This window comes from Paenibacillus sp. TCA20 (assembly GCF_000732325.1).
Lineage (GTDB): Bacteria > Bacillota > Bacilli > Paenibacillales > Paenibacillaceae > Paenibacillus > Paenibacillus urinalis.
This window is the reverse complement of record NZ_BBIW01000009.1, coordinates 131492-152461: the sequence shown is the minus strand read 5'-3', so window position 1 is coordinate 152461 and position 20970 is coordinate 131492. Positions and strand designations below refer to the sequence as shown.

The following is a 20970-nucleotide window of genomic DNA, read 5'->3' as shown; positions in this document are numbered from 1 at the left end:
CTATTCCTCACCAGCTAGGAGCCACGCTCTTTTTAAAGGAATTTCTGCCTTTATATCTGCATCCAATGAGTCGTATGTTTCTAGTAGCTCATTGATAATCGCCTTCTGATCCCACAATCTCACATTAAAAAACTGTGCTGCAATTTCTTTATCAACAGAGCTTTTGAAGCCGCCCCAAGATACTAGTAATCCATGACTTGCTTTGTGGTTATGCATGGTTCCAATCAATTGATCTAAGGTTGGTCTGTCTACTGGAGTATCAGATGTCTTCACTTGCACACAAATTTTTGGAGTACCAAAGCCTAGATTTCCTGGAGCAGCTAAAATATCTACACCTTTGTCCGGCCCTTCTGGACTTATATAGGTGGTGAAGCCTTTTGCCCTAAGAACGGCATCAATAATTCTAGCCATACCGTGTCCCTTAAATTTACGAATAATATATTTAGCAATGGCATCATTCGCATATTCTTCGAGATCAAACATATTCTCGGTAGCTTCTTGCGGATCTTGGCTAGGAATATTGATTTGAACTTTTGAACCGCTGGTCATCCAGTTATTCTTATGCATCGCTTTAATTCTTTCTTCTGCATCGTTTCTTGATATCCGGCAGACTGTCATAAAGGCTCCGAGTGAATATAGCAGATCTTGGTCAAAATTAGTTCTTGGGATATCTGTGGCAAACCAATTCACTTTTCGGCTGTGATAATAAGGGTTGCTATGATCCGGGTGGAACTCATAGTCTCCCATAATCTCACCGATATGGATTGCAGATTTGAGTTTGCTAGGTAAAATAACCCAGTCCCCTTTTTTCATCTCGCTTACAATCGGCATTATTTGACTTGCCCAGTTCCTAGCTCTGGCTAGCTTCTCTGCTTCATAATCATTCATTAGATATTCGATTAGATCAGATCTTTCTCCAAAACCTCTTAGATCAATATTTAATTCATCCCAAGTTAAATAGATTCTTTGATCACTAAGAAACTTGGACTCGTACTCACCAGAACGTCCGGCACGAAATAGCCACAACGCCAATCTAATATCCCCCTAAATAATTGATTTGAATTTGTTAGTAAGGATTCTTGTATCAAGAAATATTTATGAAGGGGAAGCAGTCTTTGCTCCTTTTACATGCTGCTCTCGCAGAAATGGATCTGTAATGTTCAGATCTCTCAGTTTCCCTACTATTTCTATAATCTCAGTCTCAGAAAGCAATGGGTTCTTTCCTTCCATTTTCAATCTATTAATCTTCCTCTGGATAAACTCCGAAAGCTCTACGTCATATATAATCAGTTCATTGGACTGGATCTTCCTCAGCTCCGGATCGACATTAAATCTGCAACGCATCGTAAATGAAATCATCGAAACATAGGGAACCTTAAAGTCTGGAATATGTGCTTGTATCGCTTTAATATGCCCATAGTTCTGTCTTAGTGGGTTGTAAAGCTTGTATCGATTGCTGACGCCCCATTCCCTGTCTTCCTTCTTTCCTTTGATCTCTCCGTTATAATTCTTCGTTTCAATCACGAATATAGCATACGGAGACACGACAACATGATCGATCTGAGAGTATCCTGAGCGTGACTTGGGATTCACGAGCATTAAGTCGCTGATATAACTACATTCCTTTGGAAGCTGATCCAGCTGAATATTGATCTTGTGCTCACCAAGCTCACCTATACGTGTGGGAGCTACTTTCGGCTTTGTTTTTACTGATGTACTCTTATTTTCCTTCTTAACTTCCTTGTTTACTGTCTTCTTAACTTCTTGCTTCTTCTCGCTCTTAAACCAGCCTAATATCTGTTTGAGAATCTTCTTCTCCTCCTCAGCTCGTGTACAACCGATTCCACTTCTCCAGCCGCTCCCTCATCACTTCCCGGTAGCTCACCGGCTCCAGGATCTCGGCATCTGGACCATACTGGCTCAGCCAGTTTAGGAACTCTCGATCGTGATTTAGCGTCACCTCAAATAAGAGACTTCCATCCTTCATGTCTTTCATCTTCGGACTGACAAATAACTCTTCTTCCTTTATGTATCTAGCTACATCGGCCGAGAACTTCACTTTGAAATGAATCTGCTGCTCTCCGCGCTCGATGGACCATGTATTCTTCATATAACTTTTTAGATTGAAATCCCTGCGGTCGAAGTGTGTCTCTGTCATCTGCATGGAGCGAAAACGGCTTAACCGAAATGTACGGATCTCCTCCGCCTGATGACAATATCCAATGAGATAAAAGCGCTGTTCCCGTGGGACCAGATAATACGGAGCAATCTCACGTTCTGTCAGCTCGTTTCGGCTCTGAGTGTGGTATTGCACCTTGATCCTTTTTTCCTCCAGAATCGCCTGAATGACCTGCAGCAAATAATTCGGAGAATTCTCTCTATACGCAGGTGACCCCATCTGGATGATATCCGTGACATTCTGGAGCAGCTCTGCATCTTTTCGTTTCTTCCGATAATGGGAGGACATCACTTTGTCGTAAGCACTGTCGAATCCCGGCGGCAGGTTGGTCTGATCTACGAACGAAGGAAGCATCCTGAATACAAGCTCCTCTTCATCGGTCCAATTAAATGGAAACATTGCGAAATTGCCCGTAAAAGCATATCCCTTCCCATACCCGATATTCGTAATAGGGACCAGTGTATCTAGTGCCCGCAAATCCCGGTATATGGTCCGTTCGTTCGACTCGCATTTCTCAGCCAGCTCTGGTGCCGTAATACCCGGCCTGGCCTGAATCGCATGTATAATCTTAAACCAGCGAAAAAACTTGTCAGACATAGAACCATACTCCCAGCCATTATAGATTTATTCAAACCACATAATCCAAAAGATTCATTTATAGTTCATACTTCAGAACCACACTCACTATTATATAGAACAATATGGAAATATGTCATATATTTTTGCAATTAAATGAAAAAAAAGGATGAATTTTTGGTGTATATCCTAAGTTTCTTCCATTCATCCCTTCGTTATTATGAAAAAGATTACCCTCTAGGAGGTTGAACTTGTCGACTTTCTTCTCCGGATGGTCGGCTTGATCTCTTGTCAGCGTCCATTTCGTTCCTGGTTATGTCTTTTTCTTTCGTTCAACATCATGATCAGATAGCTAAGGACAATGACTGCCATAAGAATATCTATGAACAGCTTATAGTACTCCAAGCTGAAATCCAGGATCAAAAACAGGGAATTCAGACCCGTATACCCGACTAATAATAAAGAAAAAGCCATATTTAATGGATTTACGATAATCTGATTCCACCTCTCACTTCGTCCTCTCCCTTCCTTGAAAAATAATAAGATATTAATCAGTAAACACACGATAATCGTTATATTGGCTGAAATAAATGGTACCTCTTGCATAATCATCTCTCTCCTCTTCAATCCATTAATTTCTGCCCATTATGGCATGACCATGTGGCATAGTTCTGTCAGCAAACAAGTGTTCTTTTTATAAAAATAAAAAAACAGAGCTTGAGGCTCCGCTTCATTCTATAACTGGTTTTCAACTTTGTTTGATATTGAACCGTTTTGCGCGAACATATATTCTCTGACAGAATACGGACATTTCCTTCTGCTATACTCGTGCACATCATAGAAGGAGGCGTAGTGCAGCATGGTAAATTACATCGTATTGGATCTCGAGTTCATGTGCCTAAGGGGACGAAGCGGAGGGGATATTATTGAAATCGGTGCAATCAAGATGACAACAAACGAAGCCAACCAAGGTATAATCATGACGGACCTCTTTCATTCGTACGTTAAGCCTGAGCGCAACCCAAAGGTCAACGCTATGACCACGGCACTGACCGGAATAACACAGGAGGATGTTGACGGAGCGTCTGGATTTAAAGATATACTGTCTGCCTTCACGAATTGGATAGGAGATGAGCCATATTATTTCATTGCATGGGGGCCTGATGATAAGTATCAGCTGGTAAGACACTGTCGTGAACGTGACCTTTCCTTGTCCTGGCTCATGAACTATAACGACTTACAGCTGCAGTTTACGATGCTGCACGGGGAGAACTCAGGTAACCGTTTTGGACTAAAGCGAGCGCTCGAGCATTTGAACCTAGTCTTCATGGGACGTCCTCACCAAGCATTAGATGATGCCCTTAACACGGGAAGAATCTTTGCTCATGTCTATCCTAAGCTGACTCTTACAAACAATAATGCAGCGGAGGAACCTCTATATACGAGTGAACTTGTTTATTCATCTGGCAGCGGAGAAGAGAAGAATATGCCTTTCAGTGATCTCGCAAACATGTTGGGAATGGTCCTGTAGGATCATTCCTACTATTTATTTTAGATAATAATGATTGAATTAATTGGCTCTCGCCTAATTCCGAATTTAACGATTTTACTTCATACACAAAAGATTTTGTTTGGTTTATAATCTCACCTCTAAAGTCAGCAAAAGGGATTTCTATGTCCCTCCATCGAGGATATTCGAATCTTTTCTCATCTATAAAAAGGATATACTCGCTGTTATGCAGTGTATCCTTCGCAGCACTGATTTGAACCTGGTTATCTTTCATTCTGAATTCTAACCAGCTGTCTAATGTACCTGCCTCTCTAAAGGCAGCATAGCCAAATTCATATAGCCCCTCTAAAGCAGTTAAATAAAGTTCAAACCAAGCAGTCAGCATCTCATGTCCCATTTCACCATCTCTTAGTTCTCTATCATGATAAAATCCTTCTATTTCAATACCAATTCGGATCGAAAAAAATCCAAATATATCCGCATATTCATCGTCAAACTCTTTGCTACTAACCTTCTTAAGTTCATCCATATCATCAACTATTCTATAATAGATTTTAAACATATAATTTACTCTCCTTTATCCGATATCTCTATGCATCTTGAGCCGCAGCTTTTTTAATCAGATAGATTCCTGACCCTTAAGAAAAATGCAAGAAAAAAGCCCTGATTTCTCAGGGCACATGGTATAATATGGGTTGTACGATACGCCTAGGTGGGCGGGTCTTCCTCCGGAAAGGAGGTGAGGCTCATGCACTTCTCTTTTGCCGATATGTTACTGTTCGCTGGCTTTATCATAGCGCTACTGACATACATCGATTCAAAAAAGAAGTGACCCCTTAGGTTTGGCAACCGGGTCACTTCTTCGCGATATAACACACATGGAGGAGTGCCCACCAAGCTATTGTGCTGAGGACGGACCGCCATCCGTCCTTATTTCTATTGTTATGATAACATAATTGGATTATACAGGCAATTTTGAATCAGAGATCGTGATTCCAGCAACATTTTAAAAATACATTAAAATGATCCGTACTTTAATCATCGTATCCTCACTGGATAGCACTTTGAATTGCTTCTAGATCAATATCATTCGTAATTTCATATTTCTTAGTTTTGTTACCCTTTAAACTGGAGTCATAAATTGAGACATAATTCTCACTATAAAGATCAATCTGATATTCGGGGTTGTTATTAAGTTCTAGTATGAATGTATGGAGTTCTGAGTCTGAATCTGGAGTGAAATTATTCTCCTTCAGTTCCAAGCTCATTAATACATTAATGAATGCTTGGATCTGCGGTTCATCTAGAATCACCTGCTCATTGTTAGCATTTCTTGTGCTGATGTGAGTCACATCTTCAACACTAAAGCCTTCCTGCATTGCATCCTCAAATGTCGTTTCTGTAGGCACAAGATTCCAAACGATAATTACCCCTATTACTAGGACTAAAATTGTCGCAGCAATAATTACATTCCTTTTCCTCATCTTATGTCCCCTCACTGGTAGTATAGATATCCCATATTTCAGACACCGAGTTAGTTCGCTGGGTTTGTCAGCGCTACTGACATACATCGACTCAAAAAAGAAGTGACCCTCTAGGTTTCCGCACCTGGGTCACTTCTTCCACTTATAGCTTTACTCGGAGGAGTTCCCACCAAGCTATTGTGCTGAGGACGGTTTAGCGGACCGTCCTTATTTCTATTGTTATGATAACATAACTGGATTATACAGGCAATTTCTTAATGCTTCGGATCTCCATGGCTACACCATCAAATCCCGCTTACGGAAGGCCGTATAGGTGATGACCAGCAGGACTCCAATGAGTAGCACGGACAGAAGGACATAGATGAGATCGAATCCTCCCCCGTACATCATCTCCTTCGCCTCAAAATACTTGAATGGCGTGAAATACTTCAGACCTTCAAGTCTCTCATTCAGATCAATGGCAATGGATAAGATGAACGCAGCGAGTAATATGCCGGAAGATATAGAAGCCGCCTGCTTCACACGCTTGGATACGGAGGCAAGTGCTGTTCCGACGAGGAGGAAGATGATCTGTAGAATAAGCATCCCGATCATCAGAACGGCAATATCATCATTTACCTGCTCTCCGTTATTGTACATGCTGACGATCATAACGCTCGATGCCCAAGTGACCAGGTTAAGGATGAGGATCTGCAGCAGAGCAGCTGTTATTTTGGCGGTGATGACTGTGTTTCTGGTCAAGGGCTTGGTGAATAGGAATTCTGCTGTTCTGTCCTGCTCTTCCTTGGCAATCATGCTGGCCCCGAGCGTTACGGCATGAATGGTGACGGCGAAGAACAAATACAGCATGAACATTCCGTAATATCCGCTGGCCTTCGACAGATCATAGGCTCCCGCCCCCATCATAGCCTGCAGGGATTCCGGCATATCTGCAATCACCTGGTTCAGCTCACCTCCGGCAGCTGTCGCTTCGTATTTGTTCATTCCCGCCGCTATTAGCAGTACAATGCCGATGCACCAGAACAGCAGGGACTTCCGATAGCTCTTCATTTCTCTCCGAAATATGTTCATGAACTCACCCTCCCGCAAGGCTAGGCAGATATATCTCTTCTTATATACATGTAATAGCAGACAGCGGTACATACCATCATGATCCCGGCTGCGGCCGTCATGTAGGGTACTTCATAGCTTGCCGTCTCCAGGACTCTCTTCGTGTCAAAATACTTGAACGGAGACAAATATCGCTTCATTCCTCCCTCATCTCCAGCCACAAGCATCCCGATCATATAAAAAACAAGCACGGTCGTCAGCGATACAGGAAGAATGGCTTTGATTCTCGGCAGCAGCACGGAAACGAGGAGACCGATCCCAACAAACATCAGCTGCACGAACAGAAGGGTCATCGAGAGCATGAAGTACAATTTGACATCATACGCACTGGGTTGAAGCTGTTCCGCCATAAGCCAGGCCCCGGCAAGATACAGTAGATTGGTCAGCAGAATAGATGCGACCGCAGCCAGCAACTTGGAGGTAAGTACCTTGGTTCGCGTCACGGGCTTGGTCAGGAGGAAATCGGCGGTTCTCTCCCGGGTTTCCCGTGATACGACCGACATGCCCAGCAGCATCGCCTGGATGGCTCCGCACAGCGTAATGTACATCAATATATAAGTGTAGAATCCGAGAAACGTGCCCATACTTTCAATCTGAATACCAAACGCCTGCCTGAACGGTTCCGGATATCCCTCAAGAATGCGCGCAAAGGCATCAAACTCCCTTGAGATGGATGGGAATAAGGAGAGCAGAAATACCATGATGCCAATGATGGACAAGGACCAGATCAGCAGTGATTTTCGGTAAGACTTCAGTTCAAAAAGAAACATGTTCACCCCGAATCAAGCCTCCCTGTCATAGTAATGCATGAAGATTTCTTCGAGATTCGGCTCCTCGATCCATAGATTATCCATCTCTATATGGGCCAGTCTCTGCAGGATCTGATTCAAATTCCCCTTGAACAAAAACCGGGTGATGCTCCCCTCCGCCGTAATATGACTAACACCGTCGATATCCAGCTGCTGCGGGTCCAGAGGAACGGCCGTTTCAATCGCAAACTTTTTATAGTTCGACTCCTTCAGTGCACTGATCTTCTCTACGGTCACAATTCTTCCTTCTTTAATAATCGCAACCCGGTTACACAGCCGCTGAACTTCGCTCAAGATATGGGAGGAAAATAAGATCGCCGCCCCGCGTTCGTTCTCCTCCTTCAGCAATTCAAAAAACGTATGCTGCATCAGCGGATCGAGTCCGCTCGTCGGCTCATCGAGAATAAGCAGCTGGGGACTATGGAGAAGCCCTTGCACGATGCCCACCTTCTTCTTGTTGCCCAGTGACAGGCTCTCCATCTTCTTGCTCAAGTCCAGGTCCATCCGCTCCGCGAGCTCCTTCATGCGTTTCGTACAATCCTTCTTGTAGAAGCTGGCCGAATATTTGAGCAGATCCACAACCCTCATATGATCGTAATAAAAAACCTCCGCAGGCAGATATCCGATCTCCTTCTTAATCTCCGCGCTGTGACGAATGCAGTCCTTACCGAAGATGGAGGCTGTGCCGCTCGTGGGATAGATGAGAGCAAGCAGTGTCCGGATCGTTGTTGATTTGCCTGCCCCGTTCGGTCCGATAAAGCCAAAGATCTCACCTTCCTCAATCGAGAAGCTCACATCAATAATCCCTCTTGCCTTGCCGTACTGCTTGGTTAGATGCTCAATCTCCACGGCATTCATGCGCCATCCCTCCGCTCTATTCCTGCAACTTGGTTTCTGATCAAATCATACGGGATCGCCGCGGCAGGGTAAAATCAGACAGTCAGCAAATTTGCATTAATTTTGGTATTTACAGCAGATGTAGGCCTGAATTATACAGAAGGCGCAGATGATTGGCCGATATGCTTTGTTTTGCTCATCTTCTCATAGTGGAAGGCGGTTTACCTCCGCATCGGAGTGGACCGAGTGAAATTTATATTTTTATGCCCAAAACGACCATCTCCATCTTATGTGATATAAAAAAAGTGACCTTCAGGTTTTCACCCTAGGCCACTTCTATTCGATCTACTTCAATTCGATATCCTACAACATCCACTTTTTGAGAAGTGCAATCTAAACTGAATCGTTTTGATGTCTTTTCCAGCATCGGGCGCTGCTTTGCAAGACCCTTTTAATAGTAGGCGGCTCTCAGCAAAGCCTTCGTGTAATCCGATTGAGGATCGTTAAATACCGCCTCCGCAGGACCAATCTCCTGAATCACTCCATTTTTCATAACGGCGACACGGTCGGCAAAGCCCGAGATCGTCTCAATCCGGTGGGTGATGTACAGAATGGACATCCCTTCGGATCTTTTCAGCGTGAGGAGCAGCTGCAATATTTCTTCCTCAATAGCAGGATCCAGTGCTGAGGTGATCTCATCGGCGACGAGCAGCCGGGGGGACATGGTTAGGGCTCTCGCAATCGCAATCCGCTGCTTCTGTCCACCGGAGCATTCTGCAGGATACCGCTGCATGAAATCGGATGTCAGCTTGACCTTCTCGAGCAGAGCTTCTGCCTGCTTGCGGGCATGCTGCTTCGAATATCCACTCAGCCTGAGCGGCTCTGCGATAATCTCTCCCACTCTCCAGTACGGATTCATGGACCGGTCCGGATTTTGAAAAACGATCTGCATGCTCTGCGCACTCCGGGAACTCTGCTCACTCTGTACAGTCTGCTCTTCCCATCCAATCGACCCGGAGGTAGGCTCCTGCAAGCCGATAACCATCTCCGCCAAGGTGGACTTGCCTGAGCCGCTCTCGCCAATGAGTGCGAATATTTCATTCTCACCCAGCTGGATGGACACGTCATCGACTGCTTTGATAACGTCTCCTTTTCTCTTCCCCGCAAAATGCTTCGACACCTTATCTATACGCAGCAATCTCATTCACCTCCCGCACTCGACTGCTCTTCATACTGCGGTTCCACTGCTCTGCCGCCATGAAGAACGATAATAAGATCTGAAATATGCTCTGCTGCAGGAATATCGTGCGTAATGAGCAGAAGCGCCATTCGGTTCTCCCGGACCTTGGTGACCAGGAGATCGAACACCTCTCTTTTGACAAGAGGGTCCAGCGCCCCTGTCGGCTCGTCCGCAATCAGTACCTTGGGCTTGTTAACAAAAGCCAGGGCAATCAGGGCTCTCGCCAGCATTCCGCCACTGAGCTGATGAGGATAGAGGGACAGCACATGCTCTCCAAGCTGCACCTCCTTCAGGGCTGCAATTGCCGCTGAGTGTTTCTCCTCCCTGTTATGCTGCAGCTTCATCGTTTCATAGAATTGCTGCCCGATGTTCATGATCGGATTGAAGCTGCTTCGCGGATCTTGAAAAATATAAGCAGCATCTATCCAGCGCTGCATCGTATTTACTTTGTCCTTCGCATAAATCGAATGGCCGCCAATCTGTACGCTGCCTGTTACCGAATCATCCGGCACAAGTCCATACACGGCGCGGGCCAGCGTCGTCTTGCCGGAGCCTGACTCACCTACGAGGGAAGTAATGCTGCCTTCCTTCACTTCAAATGAAATGGGATGGACAATGGTCTTATCCCCATAAGTTACCGACAGATCCTGGACGGAGATTGCCGCAGCTTGTCCTTCCCCTCCCCGCTTGGCAGCTTGAGCCGCGATAACCCGGCTCTCCGGACGGTTCAGCTTCGCAGCAAATCCTTGTCTCGTCGGTCTGCCCTCTCCCATCATGGCGAGGGCCATAATAACGATCAGGAGGGCACCCGCTGGAGGCACCACCATCCACAGCCACGCATCGGTCAGGAACGTCTGCGTACGCGAGAATGCATCCTGGAGCATTCGGCCCCAGGATACCGTGCTGGGATCACCAATGCCGAGAAAGGACAAGCTTGCTTCCATCGCTACGGCCGATTGGAATGACACAATGAACTTGGTGCGCACAAGCGGCCAGATGAACGGCAGCAAGTGACGCCGCAGAATATAACTGCTGCTTCCGTTATACAGCTGCGCTGCCTTGACGAACTCCCGCTCTTTCAGTGACAACACGGAAGCCCGGATCAGTCTCATGTAACCAGGCCAGGTCAGCAGACTGAGCGTTAAGATCAGCTGCCAGGTGCCGCCGCCTGTGAATGAAGCCACAATCAAAATTAGCAGCAGCGATGGCAGCACCAGCAGCATGTTGGCGAGACCGTTCAGGAACGGATCAAGCCGTTTGGAATAACCAGCCATCAGACCCAGCGCTGCGCTCAAGAAGGTGCTGATCAGCGCTACAGTGAGCCCGATAATCAGCGTTGTTCTTGCTCCATAGATGAGCTGACTGAATAAATTCTGCCCGATGGCGTTCGTCCCAAGCCAGTATTCGCCAGACGGCGGCATCAGCCGCTCTCCGTCAATAGCATGAGGTGATATGTCAATCACGAGAGGCCCGAATATCCCTATAATGACATACACAGCGAACAGTACTGTCCCTATCTTCTGAGACCAAGTCAGCTTCATGATCTCACCTCACTTGGCTCCGCCTTGCGAATCCGGGGATCGAGATAAGGATACAGCAGATCCCCAATCAGATTCAGAATTAGCACAAATAGCGTCATCAGCAAAAATAAACCGTGCAGCAGCGGGTAATCCCGCCCGAGAATCGCTTCCTGCAGCAGCTTCCCGATGCCCGGATAGGCGAATACCGTCTCAACGAGTACCGATCCGGCAATCAATGACCCTAGTCGAATCATGATCAGCGTGACAAGCGGCAGTGCAGCGTTACGCCCGATATGCCGGAACAGAATAGAGCGTGAACCAAGCCCTTTGGCAGAGGCAAACTCCACGTACGTCTCGTTGCGGACACGAATCGCCTCGTTCCGCATGAGCAGATAGATACCCGACAGACTTGCCAAGGTGAGTGTCACCGCCGGCACAGCAGCATGAAGCATCACATCCGCGGCCTCGGCCATCCAGGAATCGGCACGAAGAAATGCCGTCTTCGCTCCCCCAAGCGGGAACCAGCCGAGCTGTGCTGCGAACGCGATTAGAAGCACCATGCCGATCAGAAATTCCGGTATCGAGCTAACCCCAAGCATGGTCAGAAACAAGCCCCGGTCGGTTCGCCCCGGATGACGCCAAGCGGAATACAGCCCGCCAATAAGTCCGATCAGAATAGAGAAGAGACTCGCGATCCCAACAAGGAGCAGAGTCCAGGGAAGCCGCTCCATGATTACTTCGTACACCGGTGTTTTGTGAATAATAGATAAGCCGAAGTCAAAGGTAACAAGCCCCTTCAAATACCGTATGAATTGTTCCCCTGTAGATTCATCCAGATGATAATATTCCAGCATCGCTGACTTCTGTGCTTCGGTTAAGAATACGGCGCCCTCTTCGCCGCCGCCCGTAATATATTCGACTGGCCCCCCCGGAAGGAGCCGGGGAAGCCAGAAGTTTAAGAGGATAACGAATAGGAGTACGAGCACATAAGAAGCGTATTTTTTACTGTTCCGCATGGATCAGGAATGCCTTGTTCTCCCACAGCGGCATACCGTCGGCGATTCCGCCGTAAGTGTTCTTCCAGCCGTCGAAGACGTTCGCATTGTGAATATCATAGAACGGACGGTGATACAGCACGAGGGTCGGAAGATTCTCAGCGAGAATGTCCTGCATTTGATCAATGATCTCTCCACGCTTCGTCTCATCCAGCTCCTGCATTTGCTGTTCGGCCAGTTCCTGGAAGCCGTCTGCATCAAATACAGTACCGCGGGAAGCCAGTGTGTTGGAGGCTTGTCCAGAGAACCACAGACGCAGAAAGTCTGGATCACCACTTACACCAATATGACCGGTAAGAGCCATGTCGTATTGATTCTCGCCCATTGCGTCAGAGAATGCTGCAGAGTCTACTTGCGCGACGTTCAGCTCAATGCCGACCTCCTTCAGCATCTCCTTCATCATCGTCGATTCCTGCATGCTTGAAGATACCATGACGCTCAGCTTCAGATCCTCTCGCATGCCTTCTGCATTCTTCGTGTAGCCAAGCTCATCAAGAAGCTCGTTTGCTTTTTCAATATTGTAATCATATTGCTTCACGTTCTCGTTGTACCAAGGTGAATCTGGTGGAATGACACCGCCGCTGCCCGGCATCGGTTCGCCGCCTGTAATTTTGCTGGCCATATCTTCACGGTTGAGCGCATAAGCGATCGCCTGGCGAAGACGTTTATCCTGCAGCTGAGGATGATCCAGATTGAAGGCAAGACGCACGACACTGCCTGTCGGTTCTACCTTAATGGACTTGAATCCCGATTGCTCAGCCGTTTGAACATCCGTGTAATTAAATGTGTAGGTTTGGTCGATTTCGCCATTTTGCAGAGCGAGCAGTTTGTCAGGTACATTCACGTAGGCAATTTCTTTGACCATCACTTCACCCTTGAAATATTCTTCGTTTGCTTCATATAGATATTGCCCGGAAGCCGCATCATATTCCGCCAGCTTGTAAGGCCCTGTTCCGATCAGAGCTGCATCCTCCTGGAATTCCACCGGATTGTCAACAGATTCCCATACATGCTGCGGAATGATCGGCACAATTCCTACGAGATCGCTCAGGAACGGTGCATATTTATTGTTCAGGTGGAACTCAACCGTGTGATCGTCCACTTTTTCTACACTTTTAATTTGCGTAAGATCACCCGTCCAGTTGTACGGATAAGTATTGTAGTAGTTGTAGCTGAACACCACGTCATCTGCCGTAAAGGCTTCGCCGTCATGCCATTTTACATCCTCTTCAAGCTCAAACGTATACGTCATGCCGTCTTCAGACATTTCCCAGGACTTGGCCAGCCATGGAATAACGCCCGTATCATCCTTCCAAGTCAGGGTGTCAAAAATATACGAGCTTCTCAAATATCCAAATGGACCGGACGCGCTGAAGGTAAACGGAGAAGGATATCCGACGTTACCGCCTGGAATTCTTAAAGATTCTATCGTTCCGCTCGCGTTCTCCCCTTCCGCAGGTGTGCCGGATGCAGCCGGTTCGTTAGAAGCTGTACTTCCGCCTTCGCTGCCTGTGGAGCATCCGGTTACGACTAAGATGAGGGTAAGCAGGAGCATAAGCATTGATTTTTTCATTTGATTTCGTTATCCCCTTTAAAACTGTGATGTAGTTGAATGAACAAGTGTATCAGAGCCTGCCTTCTGCCAGCCATGGAAGAAATCCGTCCAGGAAGCGCTCTGTAGCAGGCATGAAGTAGGAGCCGTAATGATATTCAGGGTCCAGCGTCGTCAGGATCAGTGTCCCGCTCGTGCTGTCTTTGTCCACATAAAAAATAGAACCGTCGTTTTCAATTTCGATCAGAGACTCTACATCATGCTTCGGAAAGAACACACCATGATAATGCCAGGTGGCATCCGCAAGTGTAATGTAACGGAACAGATCATGCTCCGGCTTGGTCAGGACTAGACCGCTCTTCGCTCCAGGCTCACGCCACCACCAGAAGTTGGTCGGACGGAACTCCCAATGATGTCCTGTGAACCAGTTATTGTGCTGAGCACCGAGTGCGACCACAACCTTGCCCTGGTCGAGAAATGCATGGATACGGTCCAGATGCCGAGTGATAAGCTTCTCATGAATCTGTGAAGGAATGATGAGCACATCATATGGATGGAGATCCACTTCATCCAGCTTAGGCAGATACACGAGCTCTTCAATGTACTGCTTATATTTGGGCTCGGTAAAAGTCCGATGCTGATGTGAGCTGCCCGTGTAGAGAACGGCTATTTTGCGCATGAACGATCCCTCCTGTGCTGAATTGCTTCGTGTTCCTCATAGATGAACCGTTCCAGCTGCTCTCCGATTCTTCCCGCACTGCTATGTCCCATATGTCGATAACGGAACAGGTTACGACCGGCATGAACAATAATAGTGCCTTGGCTGCTATTCCGGTCGATGTAAGTAATGGGCTCACCCTCCGGCAGTGTGAGCAGTACCTCTGCTCCTTCTGGAAGGGGATGATGTCCCCGAGCGAAGAACCCTGCCACACCTTTGTTATACGTAATATCATCAGACAGTACCCCTTCAAAGATCGGATGAGGGAGTACGGTTACGGTATAATCCAAATGATTATGTATCGTTTTGGGAACGAACATCGAGGCTCCCGGTATCCAGTGCCGGAACAAATGACCGCAGAAGAGTAAGATGTTCCCTTGATCAAGAAATGACTTGATCTTCCCTCTGTGCCGGAGCATCAATTCCTGATCGATAAATTCGTCAATGATTAGAAACTTATGGCCTTTTTGCGGTAAATCATAATCTTCCAGATCGTACTGATCCAGCACCATAACTCTTACATCAAGGTCTCCGTCTCTTACATTCTGCTGGCTGAAGCTTGCTCCGGAATCCAGCAGGAGAAAGTCTGCAGCACTCTTCATAGTAGCCTCCTCACTTTCAGCAGCTCATCCTGAGGGAGCGACAGCGCCTTCTCACATAAATCCGCTTTCAACTGGGTATTTGCCTTTGCGTCTTCTTCTGACATTAATCCCTCTCGGCCCTTGTACAAATATTCGTAAAATACCGGAGGAAGAAAGTCCTGCTTCAGCATGACCTCAACCGATGAGCCGCTCTTGTCCGAAATGACAAAAGCATACGACTGTGGACGATACGGGTCATACTGTGCTGCCGGATAATTGACATCCACCGTATATTCTCCGCGTGTTACCGCCCGTGTTGTATACTCAAACGCATCACGAAACCCCGGTCCTGCATGTCCTGATCGTATTGACAGGCTTGCTCGTTCCGGTGCTTCATCACCGTACAGCTCTGCAAGTGCCGCCTGAACAACCCGAAAGCCGACTCCGATGGCCATTAGTGCCACATTGCCGTGATAGTTGCGGAGCTCAGAGAACTGTAAGGACAGCAATTCTCCACGGTCTTTTATTTTGATAACTGACATAAAGCACATCACACCCTTTTTGATTTTATTCATATGTTAAACAAAGAAAGCCGGCATTCTCGTTATGTAGTTGAGAATGATTATCATTGATAATCGCTTCTAATGAGAATACCAACAATGACAATGATAATCAATATCAATAACTGGAACTTAGGGGCTAATTTTGTGTCTAATTGTTGAAGTAATATTTTGGAATATAATAAGGTGCGATCCGAGCACAAGAATCAGCCCATGCGTACCACGCATGGGCTGTCTGATCATTTGATACAAATTAGATTGTCATCTGCTTCAGGACCGCTGCCACCTTCTCGTTCCCTTGCTTCTCGGCGATCTGCAGTGCCGTCTCTCCATCGCCGGTAAGACTGCTCACCTCTGCACCTTGATCGAGCAGCAGCTGAAGGATCTCTGAGCGATCCGTATGATACGCAGCCGAATGCAGTGCCGTATGGCCATCGCTGTCCACTATGTTCGGATCTGCCCCATGAGACAGGAGAAGCTTAATGACGTTAAGACTTCGTTCACCGGCAATCGTCGCATGCAGAGCCGTGTTAGACGGGATATAAGCAATTTTGGAATGGGTCACAGCGTTGACCTCTGCCCCATAATCTAGTAATGTCTGAACTATGTCTTCAAATCCCAGATGTCCTGCATAAGCCAGTGGGGTTAATCCATCTTCATTCTCTGTATTCGCGAGCTGAGGCTGCTCTGTCAGTAGTTCGGATACACGTTCCTTGTCTCCTGCGATCAAAGCTTCAAATAGTGCGGTTACTTGAAGTTTAGCATTCTCCATTTCTTATCCTCCTCAGGTATTATAATCCGTGCTTTTTGCTCCATTCTTTTTCCATGACTTTCCTCGCCATCTGCTATATGATGAATACAGAATTCACTCATAAAAACCCTTACATAAGGAGTGTCCTGACATGATGTACTTCGGGAGGAATCTCTTGCTGCCTCTACTTGTTCTCATCACGAGCATACTATATATCTTCTTCATTCCGGAAGAGCCATTTGAAGTTAAATTGCTCTTCAAGCTGATTCCGATGGCACTTATTATATTGTACGCCCTCCTGCGCATGCGAACTGGCCGGCGTTCGGCGCACGCTCTGCTGCTGGCCGGCTTGTTCTTCTGTATGCTGGGTGACGGCCTGCTGCCGATATGGTTCGTATACGGCCTGCTTGCCTTTTTGATCGGCCATCTATTCTATCTGACCGCTTTTCTAAATCAATGGCGCTTCTCTTGGATTCGGCTGTTAAGCATGATCCCCATCGGCATCTACGCCTGGATTATGGGTGGTAAGCTTGCACAACATATGGCCATGTCAGCCGACTTGAAAGGTCTGGTCATTCCTGTTATTGCGTATGTCACCGTCATTTCACTTATGCTCTGGTCCGCGGTTATGACAGGGAATGTGTGGGCCAGCATCGGGAGTCTGCTCTTTGTCATTTCAGATTCCATCCTGGCATGGAATAAGTTTGTCGAAGCGATCCCTTACGCTGGTGTCCTTATTATGGCAACGTACTACGCTGCCCAGTCTCTAATTGCATGCAGTATCGGTGCTGCTGCACATAGAAGAAGCTCGCTTCTCAAGGTGAACATCAAATATTGACTGTTAATCCGCTGTCGTTGTACATTCCGCCTCTCTCTTCATGGCATTTATGGGGAGGGGCGGCTTTCTATGATTTAAAGCTCAACTTATATGTACTGTTACTTTGCTTCTGATAGGAGCTCCAGCATTTGGTCCAGTATGCTTTCCATTTTCACTACCTCATGCCTTTCAACCAAAAACTCCATTGAATCCTCCTCATATCTGATTGTTGTAAACCACATCGAAGCCACAACAGCATGGACATCCTTTACCACTGCCTGTTCCAGCTCCTGGAGTGGTCTAACCTTGCTGTATCCATCATAAAAAGCATTAAACAGTTGTGGACGATCATCCGTGCTTAGTCCTTCTGCCAGATCCATTTCATTTGCGACCAGAAGACCTTCAACGATCAGGTCCCCAACAAGTGTTTCGTCACCCGCAATATTGTAGTCAAAAATACCCGCAGCTCCGTCTCTCAATACTAAATTGTTTATAGAATAATCGCCCTGCGTCGCATGCCTGGGAAGTTCAGGCCACATGGCTTGAATCCGATTCATTCGGTCCTCATACAGCTGAATAATTCGTTCATACTTCTCTTGATTAAGATATCCCGCTTCACCGAGCTCTCTAAATCGTTCGTAGCCGCTGGCCTCGTTATATCCCGTAACCTTGAAGATCGAATCAGCATCGATGTGACAATCGTCTCTTTCCGAAATGATGTGCATCCTTGCCATGAGCTGTCCTATTCTGCCTGCAGTCTCCACATCAATTGTTCTGATTTCTTCTCCCAAGTAATCTTCAACGATTACATCGAGCTCTACATTTTCAATCCATACAGAAATGCAGTATTGTCCCTCGGATATGTATCTTTTTGGAGTAAGAATTCCATTCCTTCTCATGTGCTCTGAAAATATGCTTTGCTGCTCCATCTTCCATCTTGGATGCTCCTTCTGCTTAATCATCTTAAATACGACAGACGGACGGTCTACAAAATCTGTTCGGATAATTGCCTTTACGCGAGGCGTGTCAGAAACACTATATTGCTTAATATAATCGTGTGTATCTGTGATCTGATTCTTTATTCCGTATGCAAATAGGATTTCTTCGAGATGATACCGTTCGATATTCAATTTGCGGGCCTCCACTTCTATTGCTCATTCTATTTTCAGTTCTTCGGTTCAGCTCCTCAGAAATCCTTCTTCCCTCTGATATTAACGTTTGTATTCACTTCACAATCCATCAAAAAAAACGTGCTCCTCCTCACGAACCTAATTAGTTAATGAGAGGAACACTTCGCTATTTAAAGTCTATTTTAAAATACAGGGTTACACCGAAGCACAATTAGTGCTGTTCGTGGAGTACAAACTGAGCGATATTTTTACTGTGATCCCCAATCCGCTCGAGATTGGTCAGGATATCAAGATAGATTGCCCCTGTACCTCCAGAGCACTGGTTCCGATTCAAACGCTGAATATGATTTTTACGGAATTTCACCTCAAGCTCGTCCAGCTTACTCTCATGCTCCAGAACAGTGCGTGCCGCATCTTCATTCTGATGCTCCAGTGCGATAAGTGCTTGTTCCACCGCCTGATCTGCGATTTCGATCATTTCGGTCAGCTCAGTTGTAGCCTCTTTAGAGAATTCCAGCTTGTTCGTAATACTAAATTCAGCAAGCTCAACCATATTCTCTGCATGATCTCCAATCCGTTCAATGTCGCTGACGGTCTGGAACCAGCCTGTCGCTTTCTCTGTTTCGCCTGCACCCAGTCCTTCGTTGTTCTGATGAATCTTAATAATATAATCCGTAATTTTACGATTCAGTTCATTAATGAGCTCTTCTTTTTGCAGCGCAAGTTCGGCAAGCTTATTGTCCTTCTTAAGGAAATAGCCCGTTGCGTCCTGCAAAGACTCCCGTGCGAATTGCCCCATACGAACAATTTCGTGCTGTGCTTGTCCGAGCGCTAAGGCTGGAGTTGCCAGCAAACGGTCATCCAGATAAATCGCCTTGAACTGGATCTCCTGCATCTTACCAGGAACGGCTTTCGTTACGATCCAGGCCAGTACCGGAATGAGCGGCAGGAAGATGAGGGTATTTGTTACGTTGAAAATACCGTGTGCATATGCAATTTGCATTCGGATGTTAACCCCTTCTCCGATCCAGAGCACGACGGTATGCACCACAGGAAGCAGAATAAGGAAGATGATCGAACCAACCACGTTAAAGATAACATGGACAAGCGCCGTTCGCTTCGCCGCTACTGTAGCTCCGATCGATGCGAGAACCGCAGTAATTGTCGTACCGATGTTGTCCCCGAACAGAATCGGCAGCGCTCCTTGAAGGCTGATCATGCCCTCATCCGCAATCGTCTGCAAGATCCCGATCGTTGCGCTTGAGCTCTGAACAATCATCGTAAAGACCGTACCGACAATAAGTCCGAGAATCGGCTGATCAGACAGCTGTACCATGAAATCTGTGAATACTGGCATTTCCCGAAGAGGCTTAAGCCCTCCGCTCATGGTCGATAGACCAAGGAACAAGGTACCGAAACCGAAAATCACCTGACCTATATACTGGTAGCGCTTCTTATTAATAAAGAACAAGAAGAAGGCACCCACAGCAATAATGGGTAGAGCATATTCATCAATCTTGATTCCGACGATGAATGCAGTCATCGTTGTTCCGATATTCGCACCCATTACAATACCGATAGCCTGACGAAGTGTCATCAGCCCTGCATTTACAAGACCAATGGCCATGACGGTCGTCCCTGAAGACGACTGAATCAGAATAGTGACCCCAATACCGAACAGAACACCCAGAATAGGGTTAGATGTGTACTTCTCCAGTATGCTGCGCATCTTATCGCCGGCTGATTTCTGCAGCCCGTCCGACATATACTTAATACCGAACAGGAATATCCCTAATCCCCCGATAAATTTAAACAAAATATCCTGCCAATCCAATGGTGCAGATCCCCCTTAAAGAGCTATATATTTCAAAAACGAACTATATTAATTTAGCACATTACAAAGAGGAGATAAACTATCTAACTATTGACATATTGCGACTTAAAAAGGGCCGGGGCCGTCGTCAAAAACATCGCACTTTCATGGCTAGGGCGCCCTTTTTATTAACAAATCAAGCCGGATCCTCTACGTTAAATAGCTCATTCCCTTACAAAGGGCCTTCCCAATTTCCATAAATTTTATGGCTGATGCTTCATAACAAATGATTCTTCATGTCCATCCCATTTAATCTTCACCTGAAGTTCAGCTTCCTTCCGAGTTACAGAACAGCCGGAGCAGCTACTCGACATCGTGACTCTCCGGGAATTGTGATCCTTACTCTTAAATATGTGACTCTTATCATCAGCATAGATCTCCAATTTATTAAAATGGACCTCTTGCGGTTCCTCCGCCTTATACTCAAATATAAAGTCTCCATCTTCCTGCGACTCACCAATGATTGCCTTATATTTTCCCGTCCAGTGATCACTCTCTCCTACAAAGGTAATCTCCTCTGTCCGAGTACACCCCGTTAGCACCAACAATAGAATCACAGCAGCGATACCCATATATTTCATGTCTCAGCCTCCATCCGCAAGACTTTGAATACGCACATCTATATCATTAGGATACGATTATTCAATAAATGGATGCAAAAAATACTC

At 46.3% G+C, this 20970-nt stretch carries 23 protein-coding genes; 3 read left to right on the top strand and 20 right to left on the bottom strand.

Features of this window, described 5'->3' with window-relative positions; all coding sequences use genetic code 11:
- From TCA2_RS17435 to TCA2_RS17420, 4 genes are all read right to left on the bottom strand, one after another.
- Positions 1-1032: a restriction endonuclease gene (locus TCA2_RS17435; protein ID WP_047912880.1), complete on the bottom strand. Its 1032-nt coding sequence runs from the start codon at positions 1030-1032 to the stop codon at positions 1-3.
- A 63-nt stretch (positions 1033-1095) separates the two neighbouring features.
- Entirely contained in the window at positions 1096-1677 is a 582-nt protein-coding gene (locus tag TCA2_RS17430) for a nuclease-related domain-containing protein (RefSeq protein ID WP_274520940.1), read from the bottom strand.
- Positions 1678-1822: 145 nt separating this feature from the next.
- Complete coding sequence (locus TCA2_RS17425; protein ID WP_047912878.1) at positions 1823-2776, bottom strand: YafY family protein; 954 nt, start codon at positions 2774-2776, stop codon at positions 1823-1825.
- Positions 2777-3046: 270 nt separating this feature from the next.
- Positions 3047-3361, bottom strand: a complete 315-nt coding sequence (locus tag TCA2_RS17420; protein ID WP_047912877.1) for a hypothetical protein — start codon at positions 3359-3361, stop codon at positions 3047-3049.
- Positions 3362-3614: 253 nt separating this feature from the next.
- On the opposite strand from TCA2_RS17420, the gene TCA2_RS17415 reads away from it, so the two are divergent.
- The gene (locus TCA2_RS17415; protein WP_047912876.1) at positions 3615-4286 is read left to right on the top strand and encodes a 3'-5' exonuclease; all 672 of its coding nucleotides are present in this window, start codon (positions 3615-3617) and stop codon (positions 4284-4286) included.
- On the opposite strand, the gene TCA2_RS17410 is transcribed toward TCA2_RS17415, so the two are convergent.
- Complete coding sequence (locus tag TCA2_RS17410; RefSeq protein ID WP_047912875.1) at positions 4249-4827, bottom strand: hypothetical protein; 579 nt, start codon at positions 4825-4827, stop codon at positions 4249-4251. The genes TCA2_RS17415 and TCA2_RS17410 overlap by 38 nt on opposite strands.
- 186 nt (positions 4828-5013) lie before the next feature.
- On the opposite strand from TCA2_RS17410, the gene TCA2_RS28060 reads away from it, so the two are divergent.
- Positions 5014-5097, top strand: a complete 84-nt coding sequence (locus tag TCA2_RS28060) for a putative holin-like toxin (protein WP_370510365.1) — start codon at positions 5014-5016, stop codon at positions 5095-5097.
- Between the two features lie 217 nt (positions 5098-5314).
- Here TCA2_RS28060 and TCA2_RS17405 read toward each other — a convergent pair whose 3' ends face one another.
- From TCA2_RS17405 to TCA2_RS17350, 12 genes are all read right to left on the bottom strand, one after another.
- Positions 5315-5749: a hypothetical protein gene (locus TCA2_RS17405; RefSeq protein WP_047912874.1), complete on the bottom strand. Its 435-nt coding sequence runs from the start codon at positions 5747-5749 to the stop codon at positions 5315-5317.
- 276 nt (positions 5750-6025) lie between these two features.
- Positions 6026-6820: an ABC transporter permease subunit gene (locus TCA2_RS17400; protein WP_047912873.1), complete on the bottom strand. Its 795-nt coding sequence runs from the start codon at positions 6818-6820 to the stop codon at positions 6026-6028.
- Positions 6821-6840: 20 nt separating this feature from the next.
- Positions 6841-7629 (bottom strand): ABC transporter permease, encoded by a 789-nt coding sequence (locus TCA2_RS17395; RefSeq protein WP_238546445.1) that lies wholly within the window; start codon positions 7627-7629, stop codon positions 6841-6843.
- Between the two features lie 12 nt (positions 7630-7641).
- Positions 7642-8526 (bottom strand): ABC transporter ATP-binding protein, encoded by an 885-nt coding sequence (locus tag TCA2_RS17390; RefSeq protein WP_047912871.1) that lies wholly within the window; start codon positions 8524-8526, stop codon positions 7642-7644.
- Between the two features lie 430 nt (positions 8527-8956).
- The gene (locus TCA2_RS17385; protein WP_047912870.1) at positions 8957-9709 is read right to left on the bottom strand and encodes an ABC transporter ATP-binding protein; all 753 of its coding nucleotides are present in this window, start codon (positions 9707-9709) and stop codon (positions 8957-8959) included.
- Positions 9706-11286 carry an ATP-binding cassette domain-containing protein gene (locus TCA2_RS17380; protein ID WP_047912869.1) on the bottom strand — a complete coding sequence of 527 codons (1581 nt, stop codon included), beginning with the start codon at positions 11284-11286 and terminating at the stop codon, positions 9706-9708. The genes TCA2_RS17385 and TCA2_RS17380 overlap by 4 nt, the downstream gene beginning before the upstream one ends.
- On the bottom strand, positions 11283-12281 hold the full coding sequence (locus TCA2_RS17375; protein WP_047912868.1) for an ABC transporter permease: 999 nt from the start codon (positions 12279-12281) through the stop codon (positions 11283-11285). The genes TCA2_RS17380 and TCA2_RS17375 overlap by 4 nt, the downstream gene beginning before the upstream one ends.
- On the bottom strand, positions 12268-13893 hold the full coding sequence (locus tag TCA2_RS17370) for an ABC transporter substrate-binding protein (protein WP_047912867.1): 1626 nt from the start codon (positions 13891-13893) through the stop codon (positions 12268-12270). Before TCA2_RS17370 ends, TCA2_RS17375 begins: the two co-directional genes overlap by 14 nt.
- A 52-nt stretch (positions 13894-13945) precedes the next feature.
- On the bottom strand, positions 13946-14551 hold the full coding sequence (locus tag TCA2_RS17365; protein WP_047912866.1) for a hypothetical protein: 606 nt from the start codon (positions 14549-14551) through the stop codon (positions 13946-13948).
- On the bottom strand, positions 14539-15192 hold the full coding sequence (locus TCA2_RS17360) for a hypothetical protein (RefSeq protein ID WP_047912865.1): 654 nt from the start codon (positions 15190-15192) through the stop codon (positions 14539-14541). Before TCA2_RS17360 ends, TCA2_RS17365 begins: the two co-directional genes overlap by 13 nt.
- Positions 15189-15713, bottom strand: a complete 525-nt coding sequence (locus tag TCA2_RS17355) for a hypothetical protein (protein WP_047912864.1) — start codon at positions 15711-15713, stop codon at positions 15189-15191. Before TCA2_RS17355 ends, TCA2_RS17360 begins: the two co-directional genes overlap by 4 nt.
- Positions 15714-15984: 271 nt before the next feature.
- The gene (locus tag TCA2_RS17350) at positions 15985-16503 is read right to left on the bottom strand and encodes an ankyrin repeat domain-containing protein (RefSeq protein ID WP_047912863.1); all 519 of its coding nucleotides are present in this window, start codon (positions 16501-16503) and stop codon (positions 15985-15987) included.
- Between the two features lie 130 nt (positions 16504-16633).
- On the opposite strand from TCA2_RS17350, the gene TCA2_RS17345 reads away from it, so the two are divergent.
- The gene (locus TCA2_RS17345; RefSeq protein ID WP_047912862.1) at positions 16634-17320 is read left to right on the top strand and encodes a lysoplasmalogenase; all 687 of its coding nucleotides are present in this window, start codon (positions 16634-16636) and stop codon (positions 17318-17320) included.
- A 98-nt stretch (positions 17321-17418) separates the two neighbouring features.
- On the opposite strand, the gene TCA2_RS17340 is transcribed toward TCA2_RS17345, so the two are convergent.
- From TCA2_RS17340 to TCA2_RS17330, 3 genes are all read right to left on the bottom strand, one after another.
- The gene (locus TCA2_RS17340) at positions 17419-18429 is read right to left on the bottom strand and encodes a hypothetical protein (protein WP_047912861.1); all 1011 of its coding nucleotides are present in this window, start codon (positions 18427-18429) and stop codon (positions 17419-17421) included.
- A gap of 211 nt (positions 18430-18640) precedes the next feature.
- A complete protein-coding gene (locus TCA2_RS17335; protein ID WP_047912860.1) occupies positions 18641-20263 on the bottom strand; it encodes a Na/Pi cotransporter family protein in 1623 nt (540 codons plus the stop codon).
- A 242-nt stretch (positions 20264-20505) separates the two neighbouring features.
- Positions 20506-20883, bottom strand: coding sequence for a hypothetical protein (locus tag TCA2_RS17330; protein WP_047912859.1), 378 nt, complete (start codon positions 20881-20883; stop codon positions 20506-20508).
- Positions 20884-20970: the final 87 nt, after the last annotated feature.